The sequence below is a fragment of the Kitasatospora sp. NPDC058048 genome (assembly GCF_042885555.1).
Taxonomy (GTDB): domain Bacteria; phylum Actinomycetota; class Actinomycetes; order Streptomycetales; family Streptomycetaceae; genus Kitasatospora; species Kitasatospora lactacystinica.
Map to the genome: position 1 here is coordinate 1 of NZ_JBHVRT010000030.1, position 26,218 is coordinate 26,218.

Here is a 26,218-nt window from a genome sequence, read left to right on the forward strand (position 1 = left end):
GCCGATGGTACTGCAGGGGGGACCCTGTGGGAGAGTAGGACGCCGCCGAACAATTATTCAAGGCCGCGGCCCCAGCGATTCGCTGGGGCCGCGGCCTTTTTGTGTTTTGCGAACGTGAAGAAGACCGGCAAAACGGGACTTCCGCCCAGACGCGGACGGTCCTGGCATGCCGGACAATGGAGAAGGTACGCAGGCCAGCAGGCCGGCGTCGAAACCGCGTGGCGGGAGCAGAGTCGCATGCTCCGTCCGTCCGCGGTGGAGCTGAAGCAGCAGAAGGAGTCACCACGATGTCGAACGAGCCCCAGGACCGTCCCGAGCGCCGATCGGACGACGGCCGAGGCTACGAGCCCCGGTCCCGCGGGGGCTGGTCCAACGACCGTGGCGGCGCCCGTCGCGATGACCGCCGTGACGACCGTTCGTCCGGTGGTTTCCGTCGCGACGACCGCCCCTCCGGTGGTTTCCGTCGTGACGACCGTCCCTCCGGTGGTGGCTACGGCCGTGACCGTGACGACCGTGGCGGTGACCGCGGTGGTTTCCGTCGCGACGACCGTCCGTCCGGCGGCGGTTTCAACCGTGACCGCGGCGACCGCCCGACCGGTGGTGGCTACGGCCGTGACCGCGACGACCGCGGTGGCGACCGTGGCGGCTTCCGTCGTGACGACCGTCCGTCCGGCGGCGGTTTCAACCGTGACCGTGACGACCGTGGTGGCGACCGCGGTGGTTTCCGTCGTGACGACCGTCCGTCCGGCGGCGGTTTCAACCGTGACCGCGGCGACCGCCCCTCCGGTGGTGGTTTCCGTCGTGACGACCGCCCGTCCGGCGGTGGCTTCAACCGTGACCGCGGCGACCGCCCGACCGGTGGCGGCTTCCGCCGCGACGACCGTCCCTCCGGTGGTTTCAACCGTGACGACCGCCCGAGTGGTTTCCGTCGTGACGACCGTGACGACCGTCCGCGTCGGGACGACCGTCCCTCCGGTGGTGGCTACGGCCGTGACCGTGACGACCGTGGCGGTGACCGCGGTGGTTTCCGTCGCGACGACCGTCCGTCCGGCGGCGGTTTCAACCGTGACCGCGGCGACCGCCCGACCGGTGGTGGCTACGGCCGTGACCGCGACGACCGCGGTGGCGACCGTGGCGGCTTCCGCCGTGACGACCGCCCGTCCGGCGGCGGTTTCAACCGTGACCGTGACGACCGTGGTGGCGACCGCGGTGGTTTCCGTCGCGACGACCGCCCGTCCGGCGGCGGTTTCAACCGTGACCGCGGCGACCGCCCCTCCGGTGGTGGCTTCCGTCGCGACGACCGCCCGTCCGGCGGCGGCTTCAACCGTGACCGCGGCGACCGCCCGACCGGTGGCGGCTTCCGTCGCGACGACCGTCCCTCCGGCGGCGGCTTCAACCGTGACGACCGCCCGAGTGGTTTCCGTCGTGACGACCGTGACGACCGTCCGCGTCGTGACGACCGCCCCTCCGGTGGTGGCTACGGCCGTGACCGTGATGACCGTGGCGGTGACCGCGGTGGTTTCCGTCGTGACGACCGTCCGTCCGGCGGCGGTTTCAACCGTGACCGCGGCGACCGCCCCTCCGGTGGTGGCTACGGCCGTGACCGCGACGACCGCGGTGGCGACCGTGGCGGCTTCCGCCGTGACGACCGCGGCGGCGACCGCGGTGGTTTCCGCCGTGACGACCGCCCGAGTGGCGGCTACCGTCGGGACCGTGACGACCGCGGCAGTGACCGTCGGGACTACGACGACCGCCGGGGCAACTACGAGCCCGTCAAGCGTCTGCCGATCCCGGAGGACATCACCGGCTTCGAGCTGGACGCGGACGTGCGTCAGGAGCTCAAGAGCCTGCCGAAGACTCTCGCGGACGACGTCGCCCGCAACCTGGTGATGGTGGCCCGCATGCTCGACAGCGAGCCGGAGGAGGCCTACCAGTACTCGCGCGTCGCGCTCCGTCTGGCCTCCCGCGTGGCTGCGGTCCGTGAGGCGGCCGGTTTCGCCTCGTACATGACGCAGCGTTACTCCGAGGCGCTGACCGAGTTCCGCGCCGCCCGTCGGATGACCGGCCGGGCGGACCTGTGGCCGGTGATGGCCGACTGCGAGCGCGGTCTGGGCCGCCCGGAGCGGGCGCTGGCGATGGCTGGTGAGCCCGAGGTGAAGCAGCTGGACAAGGCCGGCCAGGTCGAGATGCGTCTCGTGGCGGCCGGTGCTCGCAGCGACATGGAGCAGTTCGACGCTGCCGTGGTGACGCTGCAGAGCCCGGAGCTGGCTTCCAGCGCCGTGCACGCGTGGACCGCGCGCCTGCGGTACGCCTACGCCGAGGCCCTGATCGCGGCCGGCCGGGCCGACGAGGCCCGTGACTGGTTCGCCAAGGCCGCCGAGGCCGACACCGACGGCACCACCAACGCCTCGGAGCGGCTGGCCGAGATCGACGGCGTGGAGTTCATCGACACGCTCGACCCGGAGCTGGCCGAGGACGAGACCGAGTCGACGGATGCGCCGGCGAAGAAGCGCGGTGGCGGCGACAACGCCGACGACCGCGTGATCTTCGAGGACGAGGAGGACGTCGAGGAGTTCTACGACGCCGACGACCTCGAGATCGACGAGGACTTCGACGGCGTCGTCCCCGAGCGCGTCCAGGAGGTCCAGGACACCAAGGCCGACACCAAGGCCGACGTCGAGGCTGCCGCCGACAAGAGCTGAGCAGCTCCCCAGGCAACGCCGTGAGGCCCTGCCGTTCCCCGGAATCCCGGGGAACGGCAGGGCCTCACGGCGTTCCGGGCCGTGTCCGGGCCGGCGGCGTCGTCAGCCCAGCGCGAGGTTGCGCAGTACCAGCCCGGTGGCCGGCTTCGGCCCGAAGGAGGTGGACTTTCGCGGCATGGTGACGCCCTGTTCGGCCAGCCGTCTCACCACCGACTCCCGGACCGGGTGCAGCAGGACGGCGGTGCCGCCGGTGCGCGCGGCCTCCTGCTCGGCGGCCACGGCGGTGTGCAGGTAGCCGATGTCGTCCGGGCCGTCGGGGACGTGCCAGGTGTGGTCCAGCAGGGTGGCGTGCAGGACGGTGGCGTCCAGGTGGCGCCATTCCTCGGGCCGCCCCTGCGGCACGGTGGCGTCGAGCAGGGACTCCTCGGGCTCGCCGAGCAGCCAGTAGACGCCGTCGCCGCCGGTGAGGACGAAGCCGTTTCCGCCGTGCCGCTTCTGCTCGGCGAGGGCCTGGAGCGCGGCGGACAGCGGCCCGGGGACCTCCTTGACCTTCCACTGGTCGCCGAGCCGCTCCAGTGCCTCGGCCACCGGCAGCCGGTACAGCACGCGGTGGATGGCGCGGACCCGCAGCGGGTAGCGGGCGGTGTCCACCAGGAGTACCAGGCCGCGGTCCCAGGGGCTGCGCGGCAGGTGGCGGTGCTCGCGCTGGAGGCGCAGGTACATCTCCCAGCGGTGGTGGCCGTCGGCGATCAGCGCCCGGCAGGTGGCGAGGTCGCGGCTGATCCCGGCGATCTCGGCGGGGTCGGTGACCGCCCACAGCCGGTGGTGGGTGCCGTCGCTGGTGGCGGTGGAGAGCAGTGGCTCGCGCTCGACCGTCCGTTCGATCACGCCGGAGGCGCCGCCGTTGCCCCGGTAGGTGAGCAGCAGCGGTTCCAGGTTGGCCCGGGTGGTGCGCATCAGGCCGACCCGGTCGGCGACCGGCCGCGGCATCACGTCCTCGTGCGGGAGCACCACACCGCCCTCGCGGCCGCTCACCGCGAGGGCGCCGATCAGGCCGCGCTGGAGCAGTTCGGGGGAGTCGTCGGTGGCCGGCACCCGTTGCTCGTAGACGTAGAGCGCGGGCTCGGGGTCGGCGGCCAGGATGCCCTCGCGCTGCCAGGCGGCCAGGAGCCGGGCGGCGTGCCGGTAGCGGGTGTCGCGGTCGGGGCGGTCGCCGGCGTCCTCGGGCTCGGGCCTGGGAAGGATCAGCCGGACCACGTTGTGCGGGTCGGCGGTCTCCAGGTCGAGCCGGCGGCCCGGATCCACGACGTCGTACGGCGGGGACATCACCGCGGCCAGGGCGCCGACCCGGTCGGGGACGTAGCGCAGGCCGCGGAAGGGGGACAGGGACAGGCCGGCGGTGGCGACGTGCCCGGGATCACCGGGGCCGCCCTCGGGAGTCTCGACTCCGTCTTCTGCACTGGGTGTGCTCATTCTGGGCATCGTAACCGGGTACGCGTTGTTGAGAGATCGGAATGCCCGTGCCGAGTCGTGGGCCGGGTGTGCGACCGAGGGCGAGGTACGGCATGGACGACGGGCAGGAACGGGTGGACGGCGGCGGCCCGGTCGAGTCGGGCGGACCGGTCGGGCCGGTCGGTGCCACCCGCGGGGATGCTCCGGCCGGTGGCATGCCGGGCCGTGCACCGGGCGACGAAACACCGGGCGGCGGCGCGGGGGTCGACGGTACCGGGGCCGGCGGAGTGCCGCGGCAGAGCCGTTCCGGGGAGCCCGCCGGGGATGTGTACGACTGGTTCCGTCGGGGTGCCCAGCTGCTCGCACAGGGGCATCCGGCGGCCGCCGAGCAGCTGCTCGCCCGGGCGGTGGCGGCCGAGCCGCACTCGCGCAGCATCCGGGAGGCGTTGGCGCGGGCCCAGTTCGACGCGGGCTCGTACGCGGCGGCCCTGGGGAACTTCCGCGCCGTGGCGCTCGCCGACCCGGCGGACGACTACGCTCAGTTCGGGTGGGGCGTCGCGGCGGCCCGGCTGGGCGATTTCGAGACCTCCGCCGAGCACCTGGCGCTGGCCGTGGCGATGCGGCCGGAGAGCGACCACTACCGGCAGGCGCTACGGCAGACCCGGGCGACCCTGGCGGCCCGGGCCGGGGCGTACGGCCCGCTGCTGCCGGGAGCACCCGGGTACGCGGCGCCCCCGGCGGGTGCCGAGGGCCCGACCGGAGGGCCGGCGGACGACGCCGGCACGGGCAACGGTGCCGACGACGGCGCCTGACCGGCCGGCGCGAGGACCGGCCGCACGCCGTGACGGACGGGTGACGGACGCCGTGACGGGCTCCGCCACGCACGAGTGACGGAAGCCGCGCCGCACGAGGACGTGCGGCGCGGACGACGCAGTGAACGACGACGCAGTGAATGAGGTAGCGCAGCCATGACCGAGACGGCCACCCCCGTGCGACGGACCGCCCCCGGCGGCAGCGAGCGGCCGCTGACCGACGCGTACGACACCGCGCTGCTGGACCTGGACGGCGTGGTCTACGCGGGCGCGCACGCGATCGAGCACGCCGTGGACGCGCTGGACGCCGCCCGCACGGCCGGGATGCGGCTCGCCTACGTGACCAACAACGCCTCCCGCCCGCCGCGGGTGGTGGCCGAGCACCTGACCGAGCTGGGCGTTCCGGCCGAGCCGGCCGACGTGATCAACTCGGCCCAGGCCGCCGCCCGGCTGGTCGCCGAGAAGGTGCCGGCCGGCTCGAAGGTGCTGGTCGTGGGCGGGCTCGGACTGGAGGAGGCGCTGGCCGAGCTGGGGCTGGTCGCGGTCCGCTCGTTGGCCGACGGTCCGCTCGCGGTGGTCCAGGGCTTCGACCCCTCGGTGGGGTGGACGGACCTGGCGGAGGCCTCGTACGCCGTGCAGAGCGGTCTGCCGTGGGTGGCGTCCAACCTGGACCTGACGGTGCCGAGGGCCCGTGGCATCGCGCCCGGCAACGGCACCCTGGTGGCGGCGGTGCGGGCGGCGACCGGGGTGGAGCCGGAGGTGGCGGGCAAGCCGCTGCCGCCGATGCACCGGGAGACCGTGCTGCGTACCGGTGCGGAGCGTCCGCTGGTGGTCGGGGACCGGCTGGACACCGACATCGAGGGCGCGTTCAACGGCGGGGTGGACAGCCTGCTGGTGTTCACCGGGGTGACCACGCCGGAGCTGCTGCTGGCGGCCCCGGTCGAGCACCGGCCGACCTACCTGGCCGCAGACCTGCGTGGACTGCTCGTCCCTCACCCCGCGGTGGCGGCCGTGGACGGCGGCTTCGGGTGCGGCGGCTGGGTCGCGGGCGTCGAGGCCGGTGTGCTGCGGCTGTCCGGGGCGGGGGACCGCTGGGACGGCCTGCGGGCGCTGTGCGCGGCGGCGTGGTCGGTGCTGGACGCGGGCGGCGCGCCGGTGGACGGCCGCAAGGCGCTGGCCGATCTGGGGTTCTGAGAACAGGTCGCCGGTCGACCCGGGGCCGCCCTCGGCAGCGCCGGGTCCGACGGCCGAATCCGGGCCGAATCCGGGACGGGCCCGGTGGCCGAACTCGGGACCGGTTCGGCGGCCCGGCTCAGAGCAGGGTGCGCAGTCGCAGCAGGTCGCGGAAGCCCGCCTCCAGCCTGACCCGGCCGCTAGCCCAGGCGGAGGCGAAGCCGAGCCGCCCGCCAACCAGTGCGACCAGGTCGTCGCTGGTCATGGTGAGCCGGATTTCCGCCTTCCCGGCCGGGGCGCCGGGGGAGACCACCATGTCCTGGATCCGGCCGTCGTGCAGTCGCCCGGTGAAGGTCAGGTCGAGGTCGGTGATCCGGCAGCTGAGCGAACGGTCGAGGGCCGCGGCTTTGCGGACGTCGCCGGTGGACTTCGCCATGTTCCGGCTGAGCTGCTCCAGTGCCTCCCGGCACTCCTCGGCGTTCGCCACGGGGCGGCTCCCTCCCCCGGTCGCTACGGTGCTGACTGCGGGCCACGGTACCTCAGGCGGGTTTTGGCGGTAGCGTCGTCCGTGGGGTGCCCGGACGTCGTCCGTGGGGTGCCCGGAACGGCCCGGGTACTGAGGGCGACGGAGCGACGCGCGTACGCGATTGGGAGGCACCCGGATGCTGCCGAGGACGATTCGGGGAGTGGTGGAGACCGCCGCCGGAGTGGTCGAGGAGGTCGGCAAGCTGGTCGTCGGGACGGCGACCTCGATCCTGGAGAAGGCCGGGGTGGACGTCGCCGAGGTCGAGCGTCGGCTGGGTGGTCAGTTCCCGCCGTCGGTGGAGACCTTGCAGACCCTGGCCGGGGAGGCGGTCACCGCCGGGCGCGCCGGGGCGGACCTGGCGGTCGGTGTGGCGCGCAACGAGGCGGAGAAGGTCTTCGAGAAGGTCGGCGACCAGGTGACCAAGGTCGGCGTGGTGCTGGCGTACCTGGAGACCAAGCTGCGCGAGGTCGAGGAGGAGGCCCCGGTGGCCGGGTCCGGGCCGGGGTCGTACGAGGCCGAGGAGCCGGTGCCGGCGCCGCGGGCCGGTGACCTGTTCGGGCGCGGCTGGGAGTTCGAGGAGGAGCGCTCGGCGGTCCCGGCGACGGGGGAGCCGATAGTCGCCGAGCGGGTGGAGGTGGACGAGCCGGTCGAGGTCGATCCACCGGTTCCGCCCGTGTCCCGGGCCGCCCCGGTCCCGCCGGAGGCGCCCGTGGCCGAGGAGAGTTCCGCCGGGGAGGGCCCGGCGAAGAAGAGCGCCGCCAAGAAGAGCACGGCGAGGAAGAGCGCGGCCGAGAAGCCGGCGACGACGGGGACGGCCGGGAAGGGGACGGCGGCCGGGAAGGCCACCGCGAAGAAGAAGACGACGACCGTCAAGAAGACCGCCACCGCCAAGCAGACCGAGGCCCGGTCCGAGGCCGCCACCCGGTCCGGGACGCCCGCGAAGCGTGCCGCGACCAGGAAGACCACCGTCCGCAAGGCCACCAGCACGAAGAAGCCCGATGCCCGGGACGAGTGAACCGCCCGAGTCCGTCCGGGACGCCGGGGCGTCGGACATGATCGCCCTGGTGAAGCCGCTGGGCGTCGAGCCGGTCCTCACCGGCCACCCCGGAGTGGACGCCGGCCTGGCCCGGCTGGAGGCTCTGGACGGGGTCCCGGCCGAGGCACACGTCGCGGTGTACGAAGATGTTCACCAGCGGCTGGTCGACACACTGGCCGCGCTCGATCAGGAATGACCCGCAGGATCCGTAGGAGCTGAACAGCAGTGGCAGTGGCACGACGCCGACTCGACGCGGAACTGGTCCGCCGCAAGCTGGCCCGATCGCGTGAGCACGCGTCCGAGCTGATCGCGGCCGGCCGGGTGACCGTCGGCGGCACCACCGCGACCAAGCCGGCCACCCAGGTGGAGACCTCGGCGGCGGTCGTGGTGGCCAAGGACGACAACGACCCCGACTACGTCTCGCGCGGCGGCCACAAGCTCGCCGGCGCGTTCGCGGCCTTCGTGCCGCAGGGCCTGGTGGTCGAGGGCCGCCGGGCGCTGGACGCGGGCGCCTCCACCGGCGGCTTCACCGACGTGCTGCTGCGGGCCGGGGCCGCGCGGGTGCTGGCGGTGGACGTCGGGTACGGGCAGCTGGCCTGGTCGCTGCAGAGCGACGACCGGGTCACCGTGATGGACCGCACCAATGTGCGCGAGCTGACCCCGGAGCTGATCGGCGGCACCCCGGTGGACCTGGTGGTGGGCGACCTGTCGTTCATCTCGCTGGGCCTGGTGCTCCCGGCCCTCGCCTCCTGCGCGGCCGGGGACGCCGACCTGGTGCTGATGGTCAAGCCCCAGTTCGAGATCGGCAAGGAGCGTCTGGGCAGCGGCGGCGTGGTGCGCAGCCCGCAGCTGCGCGCCGAGATGGTGCGCCAGGTCGCGGGGCAGGCGTGGGAGCTCGGGCTGGGCGTGCGCGCGGTCACCGCGAGCCCCCTGCCGGGGCCGTCCGGCAACGTCGAGTACTTCCTCTGGCTGCGCCGGGACGCCCCGCAGCTGGACCCCGCGGAGGCGGACCGGGCCGTGGCCGAGGGGCCCCGGTAGGGTGCCTTGCGAGCGTCCGGCCCGTCATGCCGTATGGCGCGGCCGCACCGGGGCCAAGGGCGACCCGGCAGGCGTTAGGGAGAGGGCAGCGGCATGAGCGATGAAGAACGTACGGTCTTCCTGATCGCGCACACCGGCCGGGAGGCGGCGCTGCGCAGCGTCGAGGCCCTGGTGCACGGGCTGCTGAAGGCGGGCCTTCGGATCAGACTGCTGGAGGCCGAGGCGGTCGACCTGGACCTGCCGGAGGGCGTCGAGAAGGTGGCGGAGGGCCCCGGGGCGGCGGACGGCTGCGAGCTGATCCTGGTGGCCGGCGGGGACGGGACGCTGCTGCGCGGGGCGGAGCTGGCGCGCTCGCACGGGCTGCCGATGCTCGGGATCAACCTGGGCCGGGTGGGCTTCCTCGCCGAGGCCGAGCGGGACGACCTGGCCGTGGTGGTGGAGCGGGTGGTGGATGCCGACTACGAGGTCGAGGAGCGGATGACGATCGATGTCATCGTCCGCACCAACGGCGATGTGGTCCACGAGGACTGGGCGCTGAACGAGGCCTCGATCGAGAAGGCGGCGCGGGAGCGGATGCTGGAGGTGGTGACCGAGGTGGATGGCCGCCCGGTCTCCAACTTCGGCTGTGACGGCGTGGTGTGCGCGACGCCGACCGGCTCCACCGCGTACGCGTTCTCCGGCGGCGGGCCGGTGGTGTGGCCGGAGGTGGAGGCGTTGCTGATGGTGCCGATCTCCGCGCACGCGCTGTTCGCCCGCCCGCTGGTGACCTCGCCGGAGTCGGTGCTGGCGGTCGAGGTGCAGCCCAAGACCCCGCACGGTGTGCTCTGGTGCGACGGGCGGCGTTCGGTCGAACTGCCCGCCGGGGCGCGGGTGGAGGTCCGCCGTGGCCGGACTCCGGTGCGGCTGGCGAGGCTGCACCGGGCGCCGTTCACCGACCGGCTGGTGGCCAAGTTCGCGCTGCCGGTGACGGGTTGGCGCGGCCGGGCCGGCCACTGCTAGCACCTCTCAGCAGGAGATCGGCGGACCGGCAGGCCGGCGGGCGGTCGGCCGCGGCTGGTCCGGATGCGCCGAGGCCGGTGCGCGCCAGGGGCTTTCGCCTGCCCCGGGCCGCGCACCGGCCGATCGCATGCCCCTGACGCACCGTCAGGCCGCCAGCGGCTGGGCCTCGTTGGCTGAGCCGTCAGACCGCCAGCGGCTGGGCCTCGTCGGCCGGTTCGAGCCGTCCGTCGGCCGCCGCCTGGGCGGCCAGGGCGGCGAGGCGTTCGACGGCGGCGGGGACGGTCGCGGCGGGCACGGTGACCGGGAGACGGATGTGGTGCTCGAAGGCGCCGTCCGAGCCGAAGCGGTTGCCCGAGGCGATCCGGACCCCGCCGCGCTCCCCGGCCCGGGCCAGCGCGGCGCCGGACAGGGCGCCGGTGGAGACCCACAGCGAGAGACCGCCGGTCGGCATGGTGAAGCTCCAGTCGGGCAGCCGTTCGGGCAGGGCGGCGGCGAAGGCCCGCGCGGTGGCCCGCAGCCGGGTCAGCTGGTGCTCCCGGACGTCGGGCAGCAGTTCGCCCAGTAGTTCGGCGGCGATCAGCTGGTCCAGCACCGGGGTGCCGACGTCGCTGTAGACCCGCTCGGTGGCCAGTCGGCGCACCAGCGCCGGCGCGGCCCGGACCCAGCCGATCCGCAGACCGCCCCAGAGCAGCTTGCCCGCCGAGCCGACGGTGACCACCTGGGCGGAGCGGTCCAGTGCGGCCATGGGGCGCGGCAGCGGGGTGGAGGGCGGGACGCCCCAGCCGAGTTCGGCGGTGGTCTCGTCCGCCAGCACGATGCTTCCGGCGGTCCGGGCGGCGGCCAGCAGTTCGCGGCGCTGCTCCTCGTCGATCAGGGTGCCGGTCGGGTTGTGGAAGTCCGGGATCAGGTAGGCGACCTTGGGGCCGGCGCCGCGCAGCACCCGCCGCCACTCGTCGAGGTCCCAGGTGGGCCGCGGAGTCCAGGCGTACGGCACCGGGACCAGGCGCGCGCCGGCCAGCCGCAGTGCCTGCAGGGTGTTCGCGTAGCTGGGCGCCTCGACGGCGACCCGGTCGCCGCGGCCGATCAGGGCCCGCTGGAGCAGGTGCAGGGCGCCCATGGCGCCGGTGGTGATCAGGATCTGGTCGGGGGTGGTGGGCAGGCCGCGTTCGGTGAAGCGGCGGGCGACGGCCTCGCGCAGCACCGGGACGCCGGTGGGGTAGTGGCCGTGCCCGGCGGCGTAGTGCGGCAGCTGTTCGACGGCCCGGGCGGCGGCCTGGCCGACCCAGGGCTGGGGGGCGGGCGGGGCGGCGACGCCGAGGTCCAGCATGCGGCTCTGCTCGTCCGGGGGGACGGGGTGCAGGGCCTCGCTGGGCGGCGGGGCGCCCTCGGGCAGGGCGGTCCAGCTGCCCGCGCCGCGCCGGCTGCGCAGGTAGCCGTCGCCGCGCAGGGTCTCGTACGCGGTGGCGACGGTGGTGCGGCTCATCGCGAGGGCGGTGGCCAGTTCGCGTTCGGCGGGCAGCCGGGCGCCGACCGGCAGCCGGCCCTCGGTGACCAGCAGCCGGATCTGCCCGGCCAGGGTGCGGTAGGCGGGGCGGCGGGCGGCGGCCGGCTCGGGGAGCCGGGCGGTGGCGAGCAGCCGCGCCAGGGCGGGCGGGGTGACGGTGGTGTGCCAGTCGACCATGGCTGAATAAGTCCACTTGCTAGAGATTGGCCCTGGAGCAGGCCGCTTTGGACTGGCCATCATGGCAGGGCGGCCGTGCCGGCCGCCACCACCGGGAGTCCCGGTGGTGCAGCACCACCGCAGGAGCAAGCCTTGGCCACCACGACCACACCGACATCGGCCGCCACCACCACCCCCGCACCGGCCCCCGGGCGGAGCCTCGCCGTCCGGGTGTTCGGCGACACCCACGCCCTCGGCCGCCGGATACCGCAGCTGTTCGCCGGCCTCGTCCTGTACGGCGTGAGCATGGCGCTGATGCTCCGCTCCGGCCTCGGCCTCGACCCCTGGGACGTCCTGCACCAGGGCCTGCAGCGCACCGTCGGGCTGTCGGTCGGCGCCTGGGTGACGATCTGCGGCGCCCTCGTCCTGCTGCTGTGGATCCCGCTGCGCCAGCGCCCCGGCCTGGGCACCGTCGCCAACGTGCTGCTGATCGGCGCGGCCATGGACCTCACCCTGCGGGTCGTCGGAGAGCCCGGCGCCCTGCCCGTCCGGATCGCGCTGTCGGCCGGGGCGATCGTCCTCAACGGCCTGGCCACCGGCCTCTACATCGGCGCCCGGCTCGGCCCCGGCCCGCGCGACGGCCTGATGACCGGCCTGCACCGGCGCACCGGCCGTTCGCTGCGACTTCTGCGGACCGGCATCGAGGTGACGGTCCTCACCGCCGGTGTGCTGCTCGGCGGCACCGCCGGGGTCGGCACCGTCGCGTACGCGCTGGCCATCGGCCCGATGGCGCAGCTCTTCCTGCGCTGGTGCACCGTGCCGGTGGCCGCCGGGGACCCCCGGAAGGGATGAACTTCCGGGCACGGAGTTGCCGCGCGCCGTTGTCGCTCGTCGCGCGCCGGGGGCGGAACCTCGTAAGGTCGTCTCCGTGTTGGACGAGATGCGGATACGGGATCTTGGGGTCATCGACGACGCGGTGGTCGAACTCGCCCCCGGCTTCACCGCCGTGACCGGTGAGACCGGCGCCGGAAAGACCATGGTCGTGACCAGCCTGGGCCTGCTGCTCGGCGGCCGCGCCGACCCGGGCCTGGTGCGCAACGGCACCGGACGCGCCGTCGTGGAGGGCCGGCTGCAGCTGCCCGCCGACTCCCCGGCGGCGGTCCGCGCGATCGAGGCGGGGGCCGAACTGGACGACGGCGCGCTGCTGATCAGCCGGACCGTCTCCGCCGAGGGCCGCTCCCGGGCGCACGTCGGCGGCCGGTCCGTCCCGGTCGGGCTGCTCGCCGAGCTCGGCGAGGACCTGATCGCCGTGCACGGCCAGACCGACCAGCAGCGCCTGCTGCGCCCGGCCCGCCAGCGCGGCGCGCTGGACCGGTACGCGGGCGCCTCGGTGGCCGGGCCGCTGGCCCGCTACCGGGAGACCTACCGCGTCCTGCGCGAGGTCTCCGCGATTCTGGAGGAGCTGACCACCCGGGCCCGCGAGCGCGCCCAGGAGGCCGATCTGCTGCGCTTCGGCCTGGACGAGATCGCCGCCGCCGAACCGGTGGCCGGCGAGGACGCGGAGCTGGCCGCCGAGGCCGAGCGGCTCGGCCACGCCGACGCGCTGTCCTCCGCCGCGACCCTCGCCCACGCCGCCCTGGCCGGCGACCCGGTCGACCCGGAGGCGCTGGACGCGGGCACCCTGCTCGCCCAGTCCCGCCGGGCCCTGGACGCCGTGCGCCACCACGACGAGCGGCTGGCCGCCCTGGCCGACCGCCTCAACGAGGTCGGCTACCTGCTCGCCGACGTGGCCGGCGACCTGGCCGGCTACGCGGACGACCTGGACGCCGACCCGGTGCGCCTGTCCGCCGTCGAGGACCGCCGGGCCGTACTGGCCCAGCTGCTGCGCAAGTACGGCGGCGAGGAGAACTCGCTCGCCGAGGTGATCGCCTGGGCCGAGGCCGGGGCGGTGCGGCTCGCCGAACTCGACGGCGACGACGACCGGATCGACGAGCTCGGCGCCCGGGAGACCGAGCTGCGGGCCGAGCTGGCCGAGCTGGCCGCCGAGGTCTCGCGGGCCCGGCACGCCGCGGCCGGACGGTTCGCCGAGGCGGTCTCCGCGGAACTCGCCGAGCTGGCCATGCCGCACGCCCGGGTGACCTTCGCGATCGGCCAGGTCGACGACCTGGCCGGGATCGAGGTCGGCGGGCGCACCGTCGCCTACGGTCCGCACGGCGTGGACGAGGTGGAGGTGCTGCTGGCCCCGCACCCGGGCGCCCAGCCGCGCCCGATCGCCAAGGGCGCCTCCGGCGGTGAGCTGTCCCGCGTGATGCTCGCCGTCGAGGTGGTCTTCGCGGGCGCCGACCCCGTCCCCACCTACTTGTTCGACGAGGTGGACGCGGGCGTCGGCGGCAAGGCCGCGGTCGAGATCGGCCGCCGGCTGGCCAAGCTGGCCGAGTCCGCCCAGGTCGTGGTGGTCACCCACCTCCCGCAGGTCGCCGCGTTCGCCGACCGGCACCTGGTTGTGGTGAAGACCAACGACGGCACCGTGACCCGCAGCGGCGTCAAGGTGCTGAACGACGAGGAGCGGGTGCGCGAACTCTCCCGGATGCTGGCCGGCCTGGAGGACTCGGAGCTGGGCCGCGCCCACGCCGAGGAACTGTTGGCCGCCGCGCGGGCCCCGCGCCGCCGCTAGCCGGCGCCGGCGGCCCCCTCGGACCCCGGCGACGCGCCCCCGTGGCGCCGACTGTCCAAGAGGGCCGCCGACCTGGCATGGTGGCGCCTGGACACTGGCTTTCCAGCCCCGAGCGCCGCCGGGCGGGCAATCCTCGCGAGGCGGCGCGCGAACCTGATCGAGTCGGATGCGAGACGACGTGGACCATTCCGCCGCCCGGGCCACCGCGGCCGTCCCCGAACCGGGGCAGCTGCACGTGGTACTCGTCCTGGCCGCCAGCACCGGCGGCATCGGTGCGCACGTGCGCTCCCTGGCCCAGGGCCTGGTCGCGCACGGAGTGAACGTCACGGTCTGCGCGCCGGCCGGCGCGGACGCGCTGTTCGGCTTCTCCCGCACGGGTGCCAGGTTCCACACCGTCGACATCACCCCCACTGCGGGCGCCCGCAGCGACGCCACCGCGATCGGCGAGCTGCGCCGGGCCTTCACCGGCGCCGACGTGGTGCACGCCCACGGGCTGCGCGCCGGGCTGCTGTCCGACCTGGCGCTGCGCACCGCCGGCCGCTTCCCGGGCCTGCGCCCGGAGACCCCGCTGGTGGTCACCTCGCACCACGCGCTGCTGGCCACCGGGATGGAGCGCCGGCTGCAGCGGCTGATGGAGCGCCGGGTGGCGCGCGCCGCCGACCTGGTTCTCGGCGCCTCCTCCGACCTCGTCGCCCGGGCCCGTGAACTGGGCGCCACCGACGCCCGGCTGGGCCCGGTGGCGGCCCCGCCGATGCCCGACGGGCAGCTCGCCCGCACCGAGGCCCGTACCGCGCTGCTCGGCGCGGACCCGGACCGCCCGCTGGTGCTGGCGGTCGGCCGGCTCGTCCCGCAGAAGGCCTTCGGAGTGCTGCTGGACGCCACCCGGGAGCTGTCCGCGCTGGACCCGGAGCCGCTGGTGCTGCTCGCCGGGGACGGCCCGGAGGCGGGCGTGCTGCGCGAGCGGACGGCCGCGGAGAAGCTGCCGGTGCGGTTGCTCGGCTACCGCACCGACGTGCCCGACCTGCTGGCCGCCGCCGACGTGGTGGTGATCCCCAGCCGCTGGGAGGCCCGCTCGCTGGTGGTGCAGGAGGCGATGCGGGCCGGCGTGCCGGTGGTCGCCACCGCCGTCGGCGGCATCCCCGAACTGGTCGGCGACGCCGCCGTACTGGTGCCCTCCGGCGACCCGGCGGCGCTCGGTCGCGCGGTGCGCGCCCTGCTGGCCGACCCGGCCCGCCGCGAGCAGCTGGTGGCGGCCGGCCGGCAGCAGGCCGAGACCTGGCCGGACGAGGCCGCCACCGTCGCCCAGGTGCTCAGCACCTACGACGAGCTGGTGCAGCGCGGCTAGACCGGCTTCCGGGCGGTGGCCCGCCGGACGGTGGCCCGCTGGACCGTGGCCTGTCAGACGGTGGCCCGTTCGACCCGGTCGGCGGCCGGGCCGTCCGGCTGGGCGGACAGGTACGCGGCGCCGCAGGCGGTCAGCCGCAGCGCGGTGTCGATCAGCGGGACGTGGCTGAAGGCCTGGGGGAAGTTGCCGACCTGGCGCTTGAGCCGCGGGTCCCACTCCTCGGCGAGCAGGCCCAGGTCGTTGCGCAGCGCCAGCAGCCGGTCGAACAGTTCGCGGGCCTCCTGCACCCGGCCGATCATGGCGAGGTCGTCGGCCAGCCAGAACGAGCAGGCGAGGAAGGCGCCCTCGTGGCCGGAGAGGCCGTCGACGTTGTTGCCGCTCTCGTCGTGGGTCGGGTAGCGCAGGACGAAGCCGTCCTCGGTGGACAGTTCGCGCTGGATCGCCTCGATGGTGCCGATGACGCGCTTGTCGTCCGGGGGCAGGAAGCCGACCTGGGGGATCAGCAGCAGCGAGGCGTCCAGCTCCTTGCCGCCGTAGTACTGGGTGAAGGTGTTGCGCTCCGGGTCGTAGCCCTTCTCGCAGACGTCCGCGTGGATCAGCGCGCGCAGCGCGCGCCAGCGCTCCAGGTGGCCGCCGGTGGGCTCGTCCTCGGGGGTCTGCTCCAGCAGCTTGATGGTCCGGTCGACGGCGACCCAGGCCATCACCTTGGAGTGGACGAAGTGCCGGCGCGGGCCGCGGACCTCCCAGATGCCCTCGTCCGGCTCCTGCCAGTGCTCCTCCAGGTAGTCGATCAGGCGCAGCTGGAGGTGGTGGGCGTGGTCGTTGCGGACCAGGCCGGTCATGTGGGCTAGGTGCAGGGCCTCGACGACCTCGCCGTAGACGTCGAGCTGGAGCTGTCCGGCGGCGCCGTTGCCGACCCGGACGGGCTGGGAGCCCTCGTAGCCGGGCAGCCAGTCCAGCGAGGACTCGGTGAGCTCGCGCTCGCCGGCGATGCCGTACATGATCTGGAGGTTCTCCGGGTCGCCGGCCACCGCGCGCAGCAGCCACTCGCGCCAGGCGCGGGCCTCCTCGCGGTAGCCGGTGCGCAGCAGGGAGGAGAGGGTGATGGCGGCGTCGCGCAGCCAGGTGTAGCGGTAGTCCCAGTTGCGTTCGCCGCCGATGTCCTCGGGCAGGGAGGTGGTGGGGGCGGCGACGATGCCGCCGGTGGGGGCGTAGGTGAGGCCCTTGAGGGTGATCAGGGAGCGGATCACGGCCTCGCGGTAGGGGCCCTGGTAGGTGCACTGGTCGGCCCACTCGTGCCAGAAGTCGGCGGTGGCGTCGAGCATCCCCTCGGCGTCCGGGGGCCTGGGCGGGTCGAGGTGGGAGGCCTGCCAGGTGAGGGCGAAGGCGATCCGCTCGCCGGCGGTGACGGTGAAGTCGGCGTAGGTGGTGAGGTCGCGGCCGTAGGTCTCGGCCTCTCCGTCCAGCCAGACCGAGTCGGGGCCGGCGACGGCGACGGTGCGGTGGCCGCCGTCGGCCTGTTCGACGCGGTGCACCCAGGGCACGATGCGGCCGTAGGAGAAACGCATCCGCACGGCCGAGCGCATCCGCACGGTGCCCGTGACGCCCTCGACGATCCGGATCACCTGGGGGACGGCGTCCTTGCCGGCCAGCGGGCGCGGCGGCATGAAGTCGATCACCCGGACGGTGCCGCCGTCGGTGTCCCACTCCTGCTCCAGGACCAGCGAGTCGCCCCGGTAGCGGCGGCGGTCGGCGGGAACGGCGGGGGCGGCGGCGGTGGGCGGGGGCACCCGCAGGTCGGCGGTGTCGGCGATGCGGGCCCGGCCCGCGTCGGCGGGGGGCGTGGCGGCGGCCGGTGCGGGGACCTCGGTCAGGACGGCCTCGGCCGGGCCGATCCGCCAGAAGCCGTGTTCATCGGTGCCGAGCAGGCCGGCGAACACGGCCGGCGAGTCGAAGCGGGGAAGGCAGAGCCAGTCCACCGCCCCGTCCCTGCTGACCAGGGCAGCGGTCTGCATGTCCCCGATGAGTGCGTAGTCCTCGATACGGCCGGCCACGTGGATCTCCAGTTCGCAATGTGGTCAGGGCATCGGCGAGCGGAGGGAGCGAGCGGTCTGCGGGGCCGGAGGTCCACCCCGGGACGTCCGGCCTGCCGGGGGTGGTGGCAGGCCTTGCTGGAGTGTCCGCGGGGCTCGGTCGAGCCCCTGGAGTGGGTGGGGATGGGCTGGAATACGGGGAGGTCCGGTCGCGCATCGGGGACCGGGAGTGTCCTGACCCTCCCACGCCCTCCGCGTGCTCGTGCTGTCGGCGATGCGTCCGAGCAGCTTACGACGGACGAAAGGGGCGAAGCACGCGGGCGCAGCCCGGTGTGGCGCCGCAATTCGGCGGAAATGCCGTGCATCGCGAGGGCGCGGCGCAGGATGGTCCGGAAGGATCACCTCCGGCTGGTCCGGCCGGATGAGCCGCGATGGTCCGGACGGATACCGCGCTCTGGCCCGGTCCGGCGGGTTGTGCGACCGGTGTGAAATCTGTGGCGCGTGATGCGCCGGTGGTGCGCCCCGCGCGCGCGCCCCCGGGGAGGCGCGCTCGGCCCGGAACGGCGTTCGGGTCCGGTCGCTGATACCCTGGTATCCCGTGGACCGGCGGGATCAAACGCCCCGGACCAGCCGAACCGACGACCCAACGAGCGCCGCGCACCGAGCCGGCCTCCGTCGCCCGGCGAACCCCGAGCCTCCCGCCCACGTCTGCTTCGACACGCGACCCACGGGAGCCCCCTCTTGGCACAGCCCCATTCCGGCAAGGCAGCGAACGGCCGCGCCGTGACGACCAAGCACCTCTTCGTCACCGGGGGTGTCGCCTCTTCTCTCGGAAAGGGGCTCACCGCCTCCAGCCTCGGCGCGTTGCTCAAGGCCCGCGGCCTGCGCGTGACGATGCAGAAGCTCGACCCGTACCTCAACGTGGACCCGGGCACCATGAACCCGTTCCAGCACGGTGAGGTGTTCGTCACCGACGACGGCGCCGAGACCGACCTGGACATCGGCCACTACGAGCGGTTCCTGGACACCAACCTGCACGGCTCGGCGAACGTCACCACCGGCCAGGTGTACTCGACCGTCATCGCCAAGGAGCGCCGCGGCGAGTACCTGGGCGACACCGTCCAGGTCATCCCGCACATCACCAACGAGATCAAGTCCCGGATCCGCCGGATGGCGACCGAGGACGTCGACGTGGTGATCACCGAGGTCGGCGGCACCGTCGGCGACATCGAGTCGCTGCCGTTCCTGGAGGCCGTCCGCCAGGTCCGCCACGAGGTCGGCCGGGACAACGTGTTCTTCGTGCACGTCTCCCTGCTGCCGTACATCGGCCCCTCGGGCGAGCTGAAGACCAAGCCCACCCAGCACTCCGTCGCCGCGCTGCGCAACATCGGCATCCAGCCCGACGCGATCGTGCTGCGCGCCGACCGCGAGGTCCCGCAGGCGATCAAGCGCAAGATCTCGCTGATGTGCGACGTGGACGAGGAGGCCGTGGTCGCGGCCATCGACGCCAAGTCGATCTACGACATCCCCAAGGTGCTGCACGGCGAGGGCCTGGACGCCTACGTGGTGCGCCGCCTGGACCTGCCGTTCCGCGACGTGGACTGGACCACCTGGGACGACCTGCTGCGCCGCGTCCACGAGCCGCAGCACATCGTCAAGGTCGCCCTGGTCGGCAAGTACATCGACCTGCCGGACGCGTACCTGTCGGTGACCGAGGCGCTGCGCGCCGGCGGTTTCGCCAACAACGCCCGGGTCGAGATCAAGTGGGTCACCTCGGACGACTGCGAGACCCCCGAGGGCGCCCGGGCGCAGCTCGGCGACGTCGACGCGATCTGCATCCCCGGCGGCTTCGGCGACCGCGGCGTCAACGGCAAGGTCGGCGCGATCACCTTCGCCCGCGAGAACAAGGTCCCGCTGCTGGGCCTGTGCCTGGGCCTGCAGTGCGTGGTCATCGAGGCGGCCCGCAACCTGGCCGGCCTGCCTGAGGCCAACTCCACCGAGTTCGACGCCGCCGCCAAGCACCCGGTCATCTCCACGATGGCCGAGCAGCTGGCCATCGTCGACGGCAAGGGCGACCTGGGCGGCACCATGCGCCTGGGCCTGTACCCGGCCAAGCTCGCCGAGGGCTCGATCGTCCGCGAGGTCTACGACGGCGAGCAGTACGTCGAGGAGCGCCACCGCCACCGCTACGAGGTCAACAACTCCTACCGCGCGGACCTGGAGAAGACCGGCCTGGTGTTCTCCGGCCTCTCGCCCAAGGGCGACCTGGTCGAGTACGTCGAGTACCCGCGCGAGGTGCACCCCTACCTGGTGGCCACCCAGGCCCACCCGGAGCTGAAGTCCCGCCCGACCCGCCCGCACCCGCTGTTCGCGGGCCTGGTCAAGGCGGCCATCGAGATCAAGACCGCGGCCTCCGAGTAGTCCCCGGTCGTCGCAGTCGGCTGTCGTCGGCTGCGGTCGTCGACAGCGCTCGTTCACCCGACGGCGGCCCCGCGATTCCCGCGGGGCCGCCGTTCGGCGTTAGATTGTGTCGTACTGACGAAAAGGGGAGAACGATGGACGAGCAGGGCCGCCAGGGGATCTTCGACGTGGCCGAGGAGTGGGAGGTCCGGGAGAGCGGAACGCCGTTCCAGGGCAAGGTCACCGGGGTGCGCAGCGAGGAGGTCCGGATGCCCGACGGCAGCTGGGCGCGCCGCGACTACCAGACCCACCCCGGCTCCGTCTCGGTGCTCGCCCTGGACGACGAGCAGCGGGTGCTGGTGCTGCGCCAGTACCGCCACCCGGTGCGCCAGCGGCTGTGGGAGCTGCCGGCCGGCCTGCTCGACGTGCCCGGCGAGAACCCGTGGCGCGCCGCGCAGCGCGAGCTGTACGAGGAGGCGTACTGCAAGGCCGGCACCTGGCGGATCCTCGCCGACTACTACACCTCCCCGGGCGGCACCGACGAGGCGCTGCGGATGTTCCTGGCCACCGACCTGGCGCCGGCCGAGGGCGAGCGCTACGCGGCCGAGGGCGAGGAGCAGGAGATCGAGGTCGCCTGGGTGCCGGTGCCGGAACTGATCCGGCTGATCCAGGCCGGGAAGCTGCACAACCCGACCCTGGTCACCGGCACCCTCGCGGTGCACGCCGCGCTCACCGGCCCGGACGGGCTGGACGCGCTGCGCCCGGCGGACTCGCCCTGGCCGGCCCGTCCCTTCGAGGCCTGAGGCGGTCCCGTCGAGGTTCGGGACGGCGAGCGGTCGGGGTCCGGGCCGGCCGGTCGGGCTCCGGGGGGCGGGGTCGGACGGGGCGGGGTGGCCGGTCCGGGTCCGGGATGGCAGACGGGGGACGAGAGGGCCGGTCGGGGGACGGCCGGCCGCCGTGCGTTGAGTCGTTGGGGTGATTTGCCGATTCGTACGACCGGATGTCACCTCGGCTGAGCCGGACGGTCGAACTACGCTTCGCAGACAGGGCGCCCGTCCCGGGCCGCCTCCGCTGAGCTCCGGAGGCTGGGCACCGGATGCCGAGCGTCGGATGCCGAGCGCGTGATGACGTCGGGAGTGGCACGGGTGGCGAGGAAGACGGCGACGATGGACCCCGGCCCCGGCGCGCCCGCCGGGGCCGTCCCGGGCCTTGAGCGGCTGCCGGCCGCGCCCGCGCTGTTCGTCGGGCGGCGCGCCGAGCTGGCCGCGCTGCGGGCGGCCGCCGCCCGCCCGGCGAGCGGACGCTGCCCGGTGCTGGTGCTGGCCGGACGTCCCGGCTCCGGCCGGACCGTGCTGGCGGCCCGCTTCGCCCGTACCGTCGCCGCCGACTACCCGGACGGCGTGCTGTTCGTACGGCTGTCCGCCCCGGACGGCGGCCGGGTGCCGCCGGCCCGGGCCGCCCGGCTGCTGCTGGAACAGCTCGACCCGCAGGCCGTCGTGCCGCTGCCCGGCGCCGGCGAGGACGGGCGGGACGAACCGGGCTGTGCGGCGCTGCGCGAGGCGCTCGCCGGGCTGCGGGTGCTGCTCGTGCTGGACGACGTCCGGGACGCCGGGCAGGTGTGGCCGCTGCTGACCGACGAGCCTGGCTGTCTGGTGCTCGCCACCACGGCCGGACCGCTCACCGGGATCGAGGACATCGACCCGGTGATCCTCGGCGGGCTGGACCGGCAGGCCTCCGGCGAGCTGCTGGCCGACCTGGTCGGCGGCACCCGGATCTCCTGCGACCCGGTCGGCGGTGCCGACCTGGCCGAGGCCTGCGCCGCCCGGCCGGCCGCACTGCGGCTGATGGCGGGGTGGCTGCGCGGGAACCCGAAGATCGCGGTCACCGATGCGGCGCGCGAGCTCAACCGGGTGGTGGGGGAGGAGACGACGGTCACAGCGGCTTCGGTGGACCCTGCCGCGGGTGCCGGGGTCGAGGAGAAGGACAGGCAGAAGGAAAAGGAGAGGGAGAAGCAGAGGGAGAAGCAGAGGGAGAAGCAGAAGGGGCCGGGGAGAACACCGGGGAAGAGGGAAGGGGAGCGGGAGCGGGCGGCGAGGTCCTCCGGGGCTGCTCCGGCCGGGGCCACCGGGGCCACCGGGGTGAGCGGGGCCACCGGGGCGGTCGGGGCGGCGTCGGGTCCGTCGGGCAAGCAGGGGACCGGCAAGCCCGTCCCGGGGAAGGCGGTCCCGGGGACGGGGACGGGGACGGCGGCGACGCAGGGCCGGGCCGGTGAGTCCGCTCCCGGTGCCGGTGCGGCTGTCTCTCGCGGTGCCGCTGCCGCTTCCGCTGCCGCGGTTAGGGAGTCGGCCGGTGATCCGGCGGCCTGGGTGAAGCCCGGCCCGGAGCCGGCCGAGCCGGTGCCCGTCCCCGACAACGACCCGCTGCTCGGCGCGTTCACCCTGCTGTACCGCGGGCTGCCGGCCGCCCAGGCGCGGATGCTGCGCACCCTCACCCTGGCCCCGGCGCAGACCGCAGACCCGCGCACCGCCTCCGCGCTGGTCGGTTGCCCGGTACCGGACGCGGCCGTGACGCTGGCCGCGCTCGCCGAGCGGGAGCTGCTCGGCGAGGAGGCGCCGGCCGCCGACGGCACCGCGCGCTACCGGGTGCCCGGGCGGCTGTACCCCCGGCTGGTCCGGCTGCGCGAGCAGGAGGACCGGCCCACCGAGACCGAGCTCGCCCGGGCCCGGCTGCTGGAGCGGATGGTCCGGCTCACCGAGTCGGCCCGCGCGCTGCTCGACCCGGCGGTCGGCCCCGTCCCGGAGCCGCTGCCCGCCCCGCTGCGGCTGCGGTCGGCCGCGCACGCCCGTGAGTGGCTGCTCGGCGAGCGGGAGCTGCTGCTCGGCGCGGTGGCCGACGCGATCGGCCAGGGCGACCTGGACGGTTCGGCCGGGCGGCTGGTCACCGCGCTGCTGCGGACGCTGCCGCTGACCGGAGCCGCCGCCCCCACCGACCTCTACCGGCTGCACGAGCTGGTGCTGACCGTCGCCGAGCGCGCCGGCCGGCCCCGCCGGGCCTCGGCCGCGCTGCTCAACCTGGGCGACCTCCAGGCCTCGGCGGGCCGCTGGGAGCCGGCCGCCGTCCACTACCGGGCCGCCCTGGAGCACGCCCGCAGGGCCGACGACGAGCCGCTCTGCGCCCGGGCCCTGGAGAGCGCCGCCAACTGTCACCGGGCGCTCGGCGACGCGGTGCGGGCCGCCGACTGGTACGGGCGGGCGCTCGGCCTGCGGCAGGCCCTCGGGGACCACGCGGCCGAGGCCCGGCTGCTGGCCCGGGTGGCCGAGGCGCACACCGCGCAGCGCCGCTTCGACGAGGCCGACCGGGAGTACCGGGCCGCGCTCGCGGTGCTGCGCCGGCTGGGCGACGAGCGGGGCCGGGAGGCCGTCGGCGGGGCCCTCGCGGACCTGCGGGAACGCGTGGATGCCGGGTGGTGATAGGCATTTCGGAGGTATTGTCGAAGATGCCCGGTTGGGACGTCTTTGGCGGGTAAGTCGCAGGGGAAGCCTACGAACCTGCCAATGTGTGCGGGAAAATTATTCACTTTGGAAGGCTGACACGCCGACTGGGCTTCATTACACTCGGACTCAGTCGCGCAGCGATCCCGCCCCGGGCTGCCCCGGAGGCTTCCCCACGTGCGCGTCGCCCACCGGTCTTCTCCGGTCGGGACCCCCATGGCAAGAGGACGTGTTCACCCGTGAAGGTCGGCATCCCCCGCGAGGTCAAGAACCACGAGTACCGCGTGGCCATCACGCCCGCCGGCGTGCATGAGCTGGTCCGTAACGGACACGAGGTCTACATCGAGGACAACGCCGGTGTCGGCTCCTCGATCCCGAACGAGGAGTACGTGGCCGCCGGCGCCACCATCCTCCCCACCGCCGACGAGGTGTGGGCCACCGCCGACCTGCTGCTGAAGGTCAAGGAGCCCATCGCCTCCGAGTACCACCGGCTGCGCAAGGGTCAGACCCTCTTCACGTACCTCCACCTGGCGGCCGACCGGGCCGGCACCGACGCGCTGGTCGCCTCGGGCACCACCGCCATCGCGTACGAGACCGTGCAGCTGCCGAACGGCGCGCTGCCGCTGCTCGCCCCGATGTCCGAGGTCGCGGGCCGCCTGGCCCCGCAGGTCGGCTCGTACCACCTGATGCGCCCGGCCGGCGGCCGCGGCACCCTGCCGGGCGGCGTGCCCGGCACCCACCCGGCCAAGGCCGTCGTCATCGGCGGTGGCGTCTCCGGCTGGCACGCGGCCACCATCGCCGTCGGCATGGGTTACGAGGTGACCCTGCTGGACCGCGACATCAACAAGCTGCGCGAGGCCGACCGCATCTTCGGCACCAAGGTCAAGACCATCGTGTCGAACGCCTTCGAGCTGGAGAAGGCCGTCGTGGAGGCCGACCTGGTCGTCGGTGCCGTGCTGATCCCGGGCGCCAAGGCCCCGAAGCTGGTCACCAACGAGCTGGTCTCCCGCATGAAGCCGGGCTCCGTGCTCGTCGACATCGCCATCGACCAGGGCGGCTGCTTCGAGGACTCGCACGCCACCACGCACGACGACCCGACCTTCAAGGTCCACAACTCGGTCTTCTACTGCGTGGCCAACATGCCGGGCGCCGTCCCGAACACCTCCACCTACGCGCTGACCAACGCCACCATGCCGTACGTGCTGGAGCTGGCCAACCGCGGGTGGAAGGAGGCGCTGCGCCGCGACGAGGCGCTCGCCAAGGGCCTGAACGTGCACGAGGGCCAGATCACCTTCCCGGCCGTGGCCGAGGCCTTCGGCCTGGAGTCGGTCTCCCTGGAGAGCGTGCTCGCCTGAACCCCCTGACCGCCCGGCGGTCGTTCGCCCCCGACCCGATCCCTTCGGGCCGGGGGCTTCGCCGTGCCCGTGATCAGCGGGTCGACCGGGCAGGTCGCTCTGTCGTCAATATCTGTCGGTCACGTCACCCGCCCGCAGAAACGTTGGGGCCGGTGACCCTCTCATCCCTTGACAGCAGCCCGCTCGATACTCGACACATCCTGCCCACTACCGTGGATTGTGTTGCTGCGAACGCCTTGAACGGCCTAGAGTCGCAAACCGTCGGCATGCTGCCACGCTGACGAATCGACATAGAGTCCTGGATGACCCAAGGAGGTAAGACGACTTGTGAATGAGTCGACAATTGCTCCCGGGGGTGGTCAGCCAGGACTGGCGGAGCTCACCGCCGGCCAGCCGAGTGAGGAGTCCGGGGCCCGGCAGCCCTCCGTGGGCTCGGCCGAGGTCGGCTCGGTCGCACTCCGTACTTTCGAAGCACGCCAGAACACAGCACAGGTGACCACGGTGACCGATCACGACGCCGACTTGGCGGCCTACGGCCTGGCCTACGGCGAGTTCGCCTACGGCGCCTACGACGACCCGGACGCCGAGTACGAGCCGGACCCGGAGTACGCCGCCACGCTGGCCCCCGACGCCGCGCGGCAGCGCCGCGAGCGGGTCGGCCCCACCGGCCGTCCGCTGCCGTACTTCCCGATCCCCGCGCCGGTCGCCGAGCACGGCCCCGCCCAGATCATCGCCATGTGCAACCAGAAGGGCGGCGTCGGCAAGACCACGTCGACCATCAACCTGGGCGCGGCGCTGGCCGAGTACGGCCGCCGGGTGCTGCTCGTCGACTTCGACCCGCAGGGCGCGCTCTCGGTCGGCCTCGGCGTCAACCCGATGGAGCTCGACGTCACCGTCTACAACCTGCTCATGGAGCGGGGCCTGACGGCCGATGAAGTGCTGCTGAAGACGGCGGTCCCGGGAATGGACCTGCTGCCCTCCAACATCGACCTCTCCGCCGCCGAGGTGCAGCTGGTCAGCGAGGTGGCCCGGGAGTCCGCGCTGGCGCGCGCCCTGAAGCCGCTGCTGCCCGACTACGACTACGTCATCATCGACTGCCAGCCCTCGCTGGGCCTGCTGACGGTCAATGCGTTGACGGCCGCTCACAGCGTGATCGTCCCGCTGGAGTGCGAGTTCTTCGCGCTGCGCGGTGTCGCGCTGCTGACCGAGACCATCGAGAAGGTGTGCGAGCGGCTCAACCCCGAGCTGCGCCTGGACGGCATCCTGGCCACCATGTACGACTCGCGCACCGTGCACAGCCGCGAGGTGCTGGCGCGCGTCGTCGAGGCGTTCGGCGAGCACGTCTTCCACACCGTCATCGGGCGGACCGTGCGCTTCCCGGAGACCACCGTCGCCGGCGAGCCCATCACGACGTACGCGACCAACTCGGTCGGTGCCGCCGCCTACCGCCAGCTCGCCAGGGAGGTGCTCGACCGGTGCCGCCCCGCCGAGTGAGTCTCCCGGGTGCCGACGAGCTGTTCCG

General features: G+C 74.1%; 19 protein-coding genes. 15 read left to right on the forward strand and 4 right to left on the reverse strand.

Annotated elements, in window-relative coordinates:
* Positions 1–1,781: 1,781 nt before the first annotated feature.
* A complete protein-coding gene (locus ACFVVA_RS27880) occupies positions 1,782–2,702 on the forward strand; it encodes a hypothetical protein (RefSeq protein ID WP_387693634.1) in 921 nt (306 codons plus the stop codon).
* A 102-nt stretch (positions 2,703–2,804) separates the two neighbouring features.
* On the opposite strand, the gene ACFVVA_RS27885 is transcribed toward ACFVVA_RS27880, so the two are convergent.
* Positions 2,805–4,175, reverse strand: coding sequence for a DUF1015 family protein (locus ACFVVA_RS27885; RefSeq protein WP_387693572.1), 1,371 nt, complete (start codon positions 4,173–4,175; stop codon positions 2,805–2,807).
* Between the two features lie 92 nt (positions 4,176–4,267).
* Here ACFVVA_RS27885 and ACFVVA_RS27890 point away from each other — a divergent pair, with 92 nt between their 5' ends.
* Both ACFVVA_RS27890 and ACFVVA_RS27895 read left to right on the forward strand, forming a co-directional pair.
* Positions 4,268–4,966 (forward strand): tetratricopeptide repeat protein, encoded by a 699-nt coding sequence (locus tag ACFVVA_RS27890; protein ID WP_387693573.1) that lies wholly within the window; start codon positions 4,268–4,270, stop codon positions 4,964–4,966.
* Between the two features lie 156 nt (positions 4,967–5,122).
* A complete protein-coding gene (locus ACFVVA_RS27895; RefSeq protein WP_387693574.1) occupies positions 5,123–6,160 on the forward strand; it encodes an HAD-IIA family hydrolase in 1,038 nt (345 codons plus the stop codon).
* Positions 6,161–6,278: 118 nt separating this feature from the next.
* On the opposite strand, the gene ACFVVA_RS27900 is transcribed toward ACFVVA_RS27895, so the two are convergent.
* Positions 6,279–6,626 carry an SCP2 sterol-binding domain-containing protein gene (locus ACFVVA_RS27900; RefSeq protein WP_387693575.1) on the reverse strand — a complete coding sequence of 116 codons (348 nt, stop codon included), beginning with the start codon at positions 6,624–6,626 and terminating at the stop codon, positions 6,279–6,281.
* Positions 6,627–6,825: 199 nt separating this feature from the next.
* On the opposite strand from ACFVVA_RS27900, the gene ACFVVA_RS27905 reads away from it, so the two are divergent.
* The 4 genes from ACFVVA_RS27905 to ACFVVA_RS27920 all read left to right on the forward strand — a co-directional run bounded on the left by ACFVVA_RS27905 (position 6,826) and on the right by ACFVVA_RS27920 (position 9,738).
* On the forward strand, positions 6,826–7,680 hold the full coding sequence (locus ACFVVA_RS27905; RefSeq protein ID WP_387693576.1) for a hypothetical protein: 855 nt from the start codon (positions 6,826–6,828) through the stop codon (positions 7,678–7,680).
* Positions 7,664–7,897: a hypothetical protein gene (locus ACFVVA_RS27910; protein WP_387693577.1), complete on the forward strand. Its 234-nt coding sequence runs from the start codon at positions 7,664–7,666 to the stop codon at positions 7,895–7,897. Before ACFVVA_RS27905 ends, ACFVVA_RS27910 begins: the two co-directional genes overlap by 17 nt.
* A gap of 35 nt (positions 7,898–7,932) precedes the next feature.
* On the forward strand, positions 7,933–8,739 hold the full coding sequence (locus tag ACFVVA_RS27915) for a TlyA family RNA methyltransferase (protein ID WP_387693635.1): 807 nt from the start codon (positions 7,933–7,935) through the stop codon (positions 8,737–8,739).
* A gap of 93 nt (positions 8,740–8,832) precedes the next feature.
* A complete protein-coding gene (locus ACFVVA_RS27920; RefSeq protein ID WP_387693578.1) occupies positions 8,833–9,738 on the forward strand; it encodes an NAD kinase in 906 nt (301 codons plus the stop codon).
* A 181-nt stretch (positions 9,739–9,919) separates the two neighbouring features.
* Here ACFVVA_RS27920 and ACFVVA_RS27925 read toward each other — a convergent pair whose 3' ends face one another.
* Positions 9,920–11,419, reverse strand: coding sequence for a PLP-dependent aminotransferase family protein (locus tag ACFVVA_RS27925; protein ID WP_387693579.1), 1,500 nt, complete (start codon positions 11,417–11,419; stop codon positions 9,920–9,922).
* Positions 11,420–11,629: 210 nt separating this feature from the next.
* Here ACFVVA_RS27925 and ACFVVA_RS27930 point away from each other — a divergent pair, with 210 nt between their 5' ends.
* The 3 genes from ACFVVA_RS27930 (at position 11,630) to ACFVVA_RS27940 (ending at position 15,417) form a co-directional block, all read left to right on the forward strand.
* Positions 11,630–12,250 (forward strand): YitT family protein, encoded by a 621-nt coding sequence (locus ACFVVA_RS27930; RefSeq protein ID WP_387693637.1) that lies wholly within the window; start codon positions 11,630–11,632, stop codon positions 12,248–12,250.
* A gap of 88 nt (positions 12,251–12,338) precedes the next feature.
* Entirely contained in the window at positions 12,339–14,072 is a 1,734-nt protein-coding gene (gene recN / locus ACFVVA_RS27935; RefSeq protein WP_387693638.1) for a DNA repair protein RecN, read from the forward strand.
* Between the two features lie 166 nt (positions 14,073–14,238).
* Positions 14,239–15,417, forward strand: a complete 1,179-nt coding sequence (locus ACFVVA_RS27940; RefSeq protein ID WP_387693580.1) for a glycosyltransferase family 4 protein — start codon at positions 14,239–14,241, stop codon at positions 15,415–15,417.
* 53 nt (positions 15,418–15,470) lie between these two features.
* Here ACFVVA_RS27940 and ACFVVA_RS27945 read toward each other — a convergent pair whose 3' ends face one another.
* Positions 15,471–17,471 (reverse strand): glycoside hydrolase family 15 protein, encoded by a 2,001-nt coding sequence (locus tag ACFVVA_RS27945; protein WP_387693581.1) that lies wholly within the window; start codon positions 17,469–17,471, stop codon positions 15,471–15,473.
* A 720-nt stretch (positions 17,472–18,191) separates the two neighbouring features.
* On the opposite strand from ACFVVA_RS27945, the gene ACFVVA_RS27950 reads away from it, so the two are divergent.
* The 5 genes from ACFVVA_RS27950 to ACFVVA_RS27970 all read left to right on the forward strand — a co-directional run bounded on the left by ACFVVA_RS27950 (position 18,192) and on the right by ACFVVA_RS27970 (position 26,190).
* Positions 18,192–19,871 carry a CTP synthase gene (locus ACFVVA_RS27950; RefSeq protein WP_359899194.1) on the forward strand — a complete coding sequence of 560 codons (1,680 nt, stop codon included), beginning with the start codon at positions 18,192–18,194 and terminating at the stop codon, positions 19,869–19,871.
* 134 nt (positions 19,872–20,005) lie between these two features.
* The gene (locus ACFVVA_RS27955; RefSeq protein ID WP_380348098.1) at positions 20,006–20,653 is read left to right on the forward strand and encodes an NUDIX domain-containing protein; all 648 of its coding nucleotides are present in this window, start codon (positions 20,006–20,008) and stop codon (positions 20,651–20,653) included.
* 342 nt (positions 20,654–20,995) lie between these two features.
* Positions 20,996–23,320 carry an AAA family ATPase gene (locus ACFVVA_RS27960; protein ID WP_387693582.1) on the forward strand — a complete coding sequence of 775 codons (2,325 nt, stop codon included), beginning with the start codon at positions 20,996–20,998 and terminating at the stop codon, positions 23,318–23,320.
* A gap of 260 nt (positions 23,321–23,580) precedes the next feature.
* Positions 23,581–24,696: an alanine dehydrogenase gene (gene ald / locus ACFVVA_RS27965; protein ID WP_387693583.1), complete on the forward strand. Its 1,116-nt coding sequence runs from the start codon at positions 23,581–23,583 to the stop codon at positions 24,694–24,696.
* Between the two features lie 426 nt (positions 24,697–25,122).
* On the forward strand, positions 25,123–26,190 hold the full coding sequence (locus tag ACFVVA_RS27970; protein WP_030245868.1) for a ParA family protein: 1,068 nt from the start codon (positions 25,123–25,125) through the stop codon (positions 26,188–26,190).
* Positions 26,191–26,218: the final 28 nt, after the last annotated feature.

What these genes read in the sequence shown, in the direction of transcription:
- ACFVVA_RS27885 (WP_387693572.1), bottom strand. Translation starts at nt 4,175, where the DNA reads ATGAGCACACCCAGTGCAGAAGACGGAGTCGAGACTCCCGAGGGCGGC.
- ACFVVA_RS27890 (WP_387693573.1), top strand. Translation starts at nt 4,268, where the DNA reads ATGGACGACGGGCAGGAACGGGTGGACGGCGGCGGCCCGGTCGAGTCG.
- ACFVVA_RS27895 (WP_387693574.1), top strand. Translation starts at nt 5,123, where the DNA reads ATGACCGAGACGGCCACCCCCGTGCGACGGACCGCCCCCGGCGGCAGC.
- ACFVVA_RS27910 (WP_387693577.1), top strand. Translation starts at nt 7,664, where the DNA reads ATGCCCGGGACGAGTGAACCGCCCGAGTCCGTCCGGGACGCCGGGGCG.
- ACFVVA_RS27920 (WP_387693578.1), top strand. Translation starts at nt 8,833, where the DNA reads ATGAGCGATGAAGAACGTACGGTCTTCCTGATCGCGCACACCGGCCGG.
- ACFVVA_RS27925 (WP_387693579.1), bottom strand. Translation starts at nt 11,419, where the DNA reads ATGGTCGACTGGCACACCACCGTCACCCCGCCCGCCCTGGCGCGGCTG.
- recN (WP_387693638.1), top strand. Translation starts at nt 12,339, where the DNA reads ATGCGGATACGGGATCTTGGGGTCATCGACGACGCGGTGGTCGAACTC.
- ACFVVA_RS27940 (WP_387693580.1), top strand. Translation starts at nt 14,239, where the DNA reads ATGCGAGACGACGTGGACCATTCCGCCGCCCGGGCCACCGCGGCCGTC.
- ACFVVA_RS27955 (WP_380348098.1), top strand. Translation starts at nt 20,006, where the DNA reads ATGGACGAGCAGGGCCGCCAGGGGATCTTCGACGTGGCCGAGGAGTGG.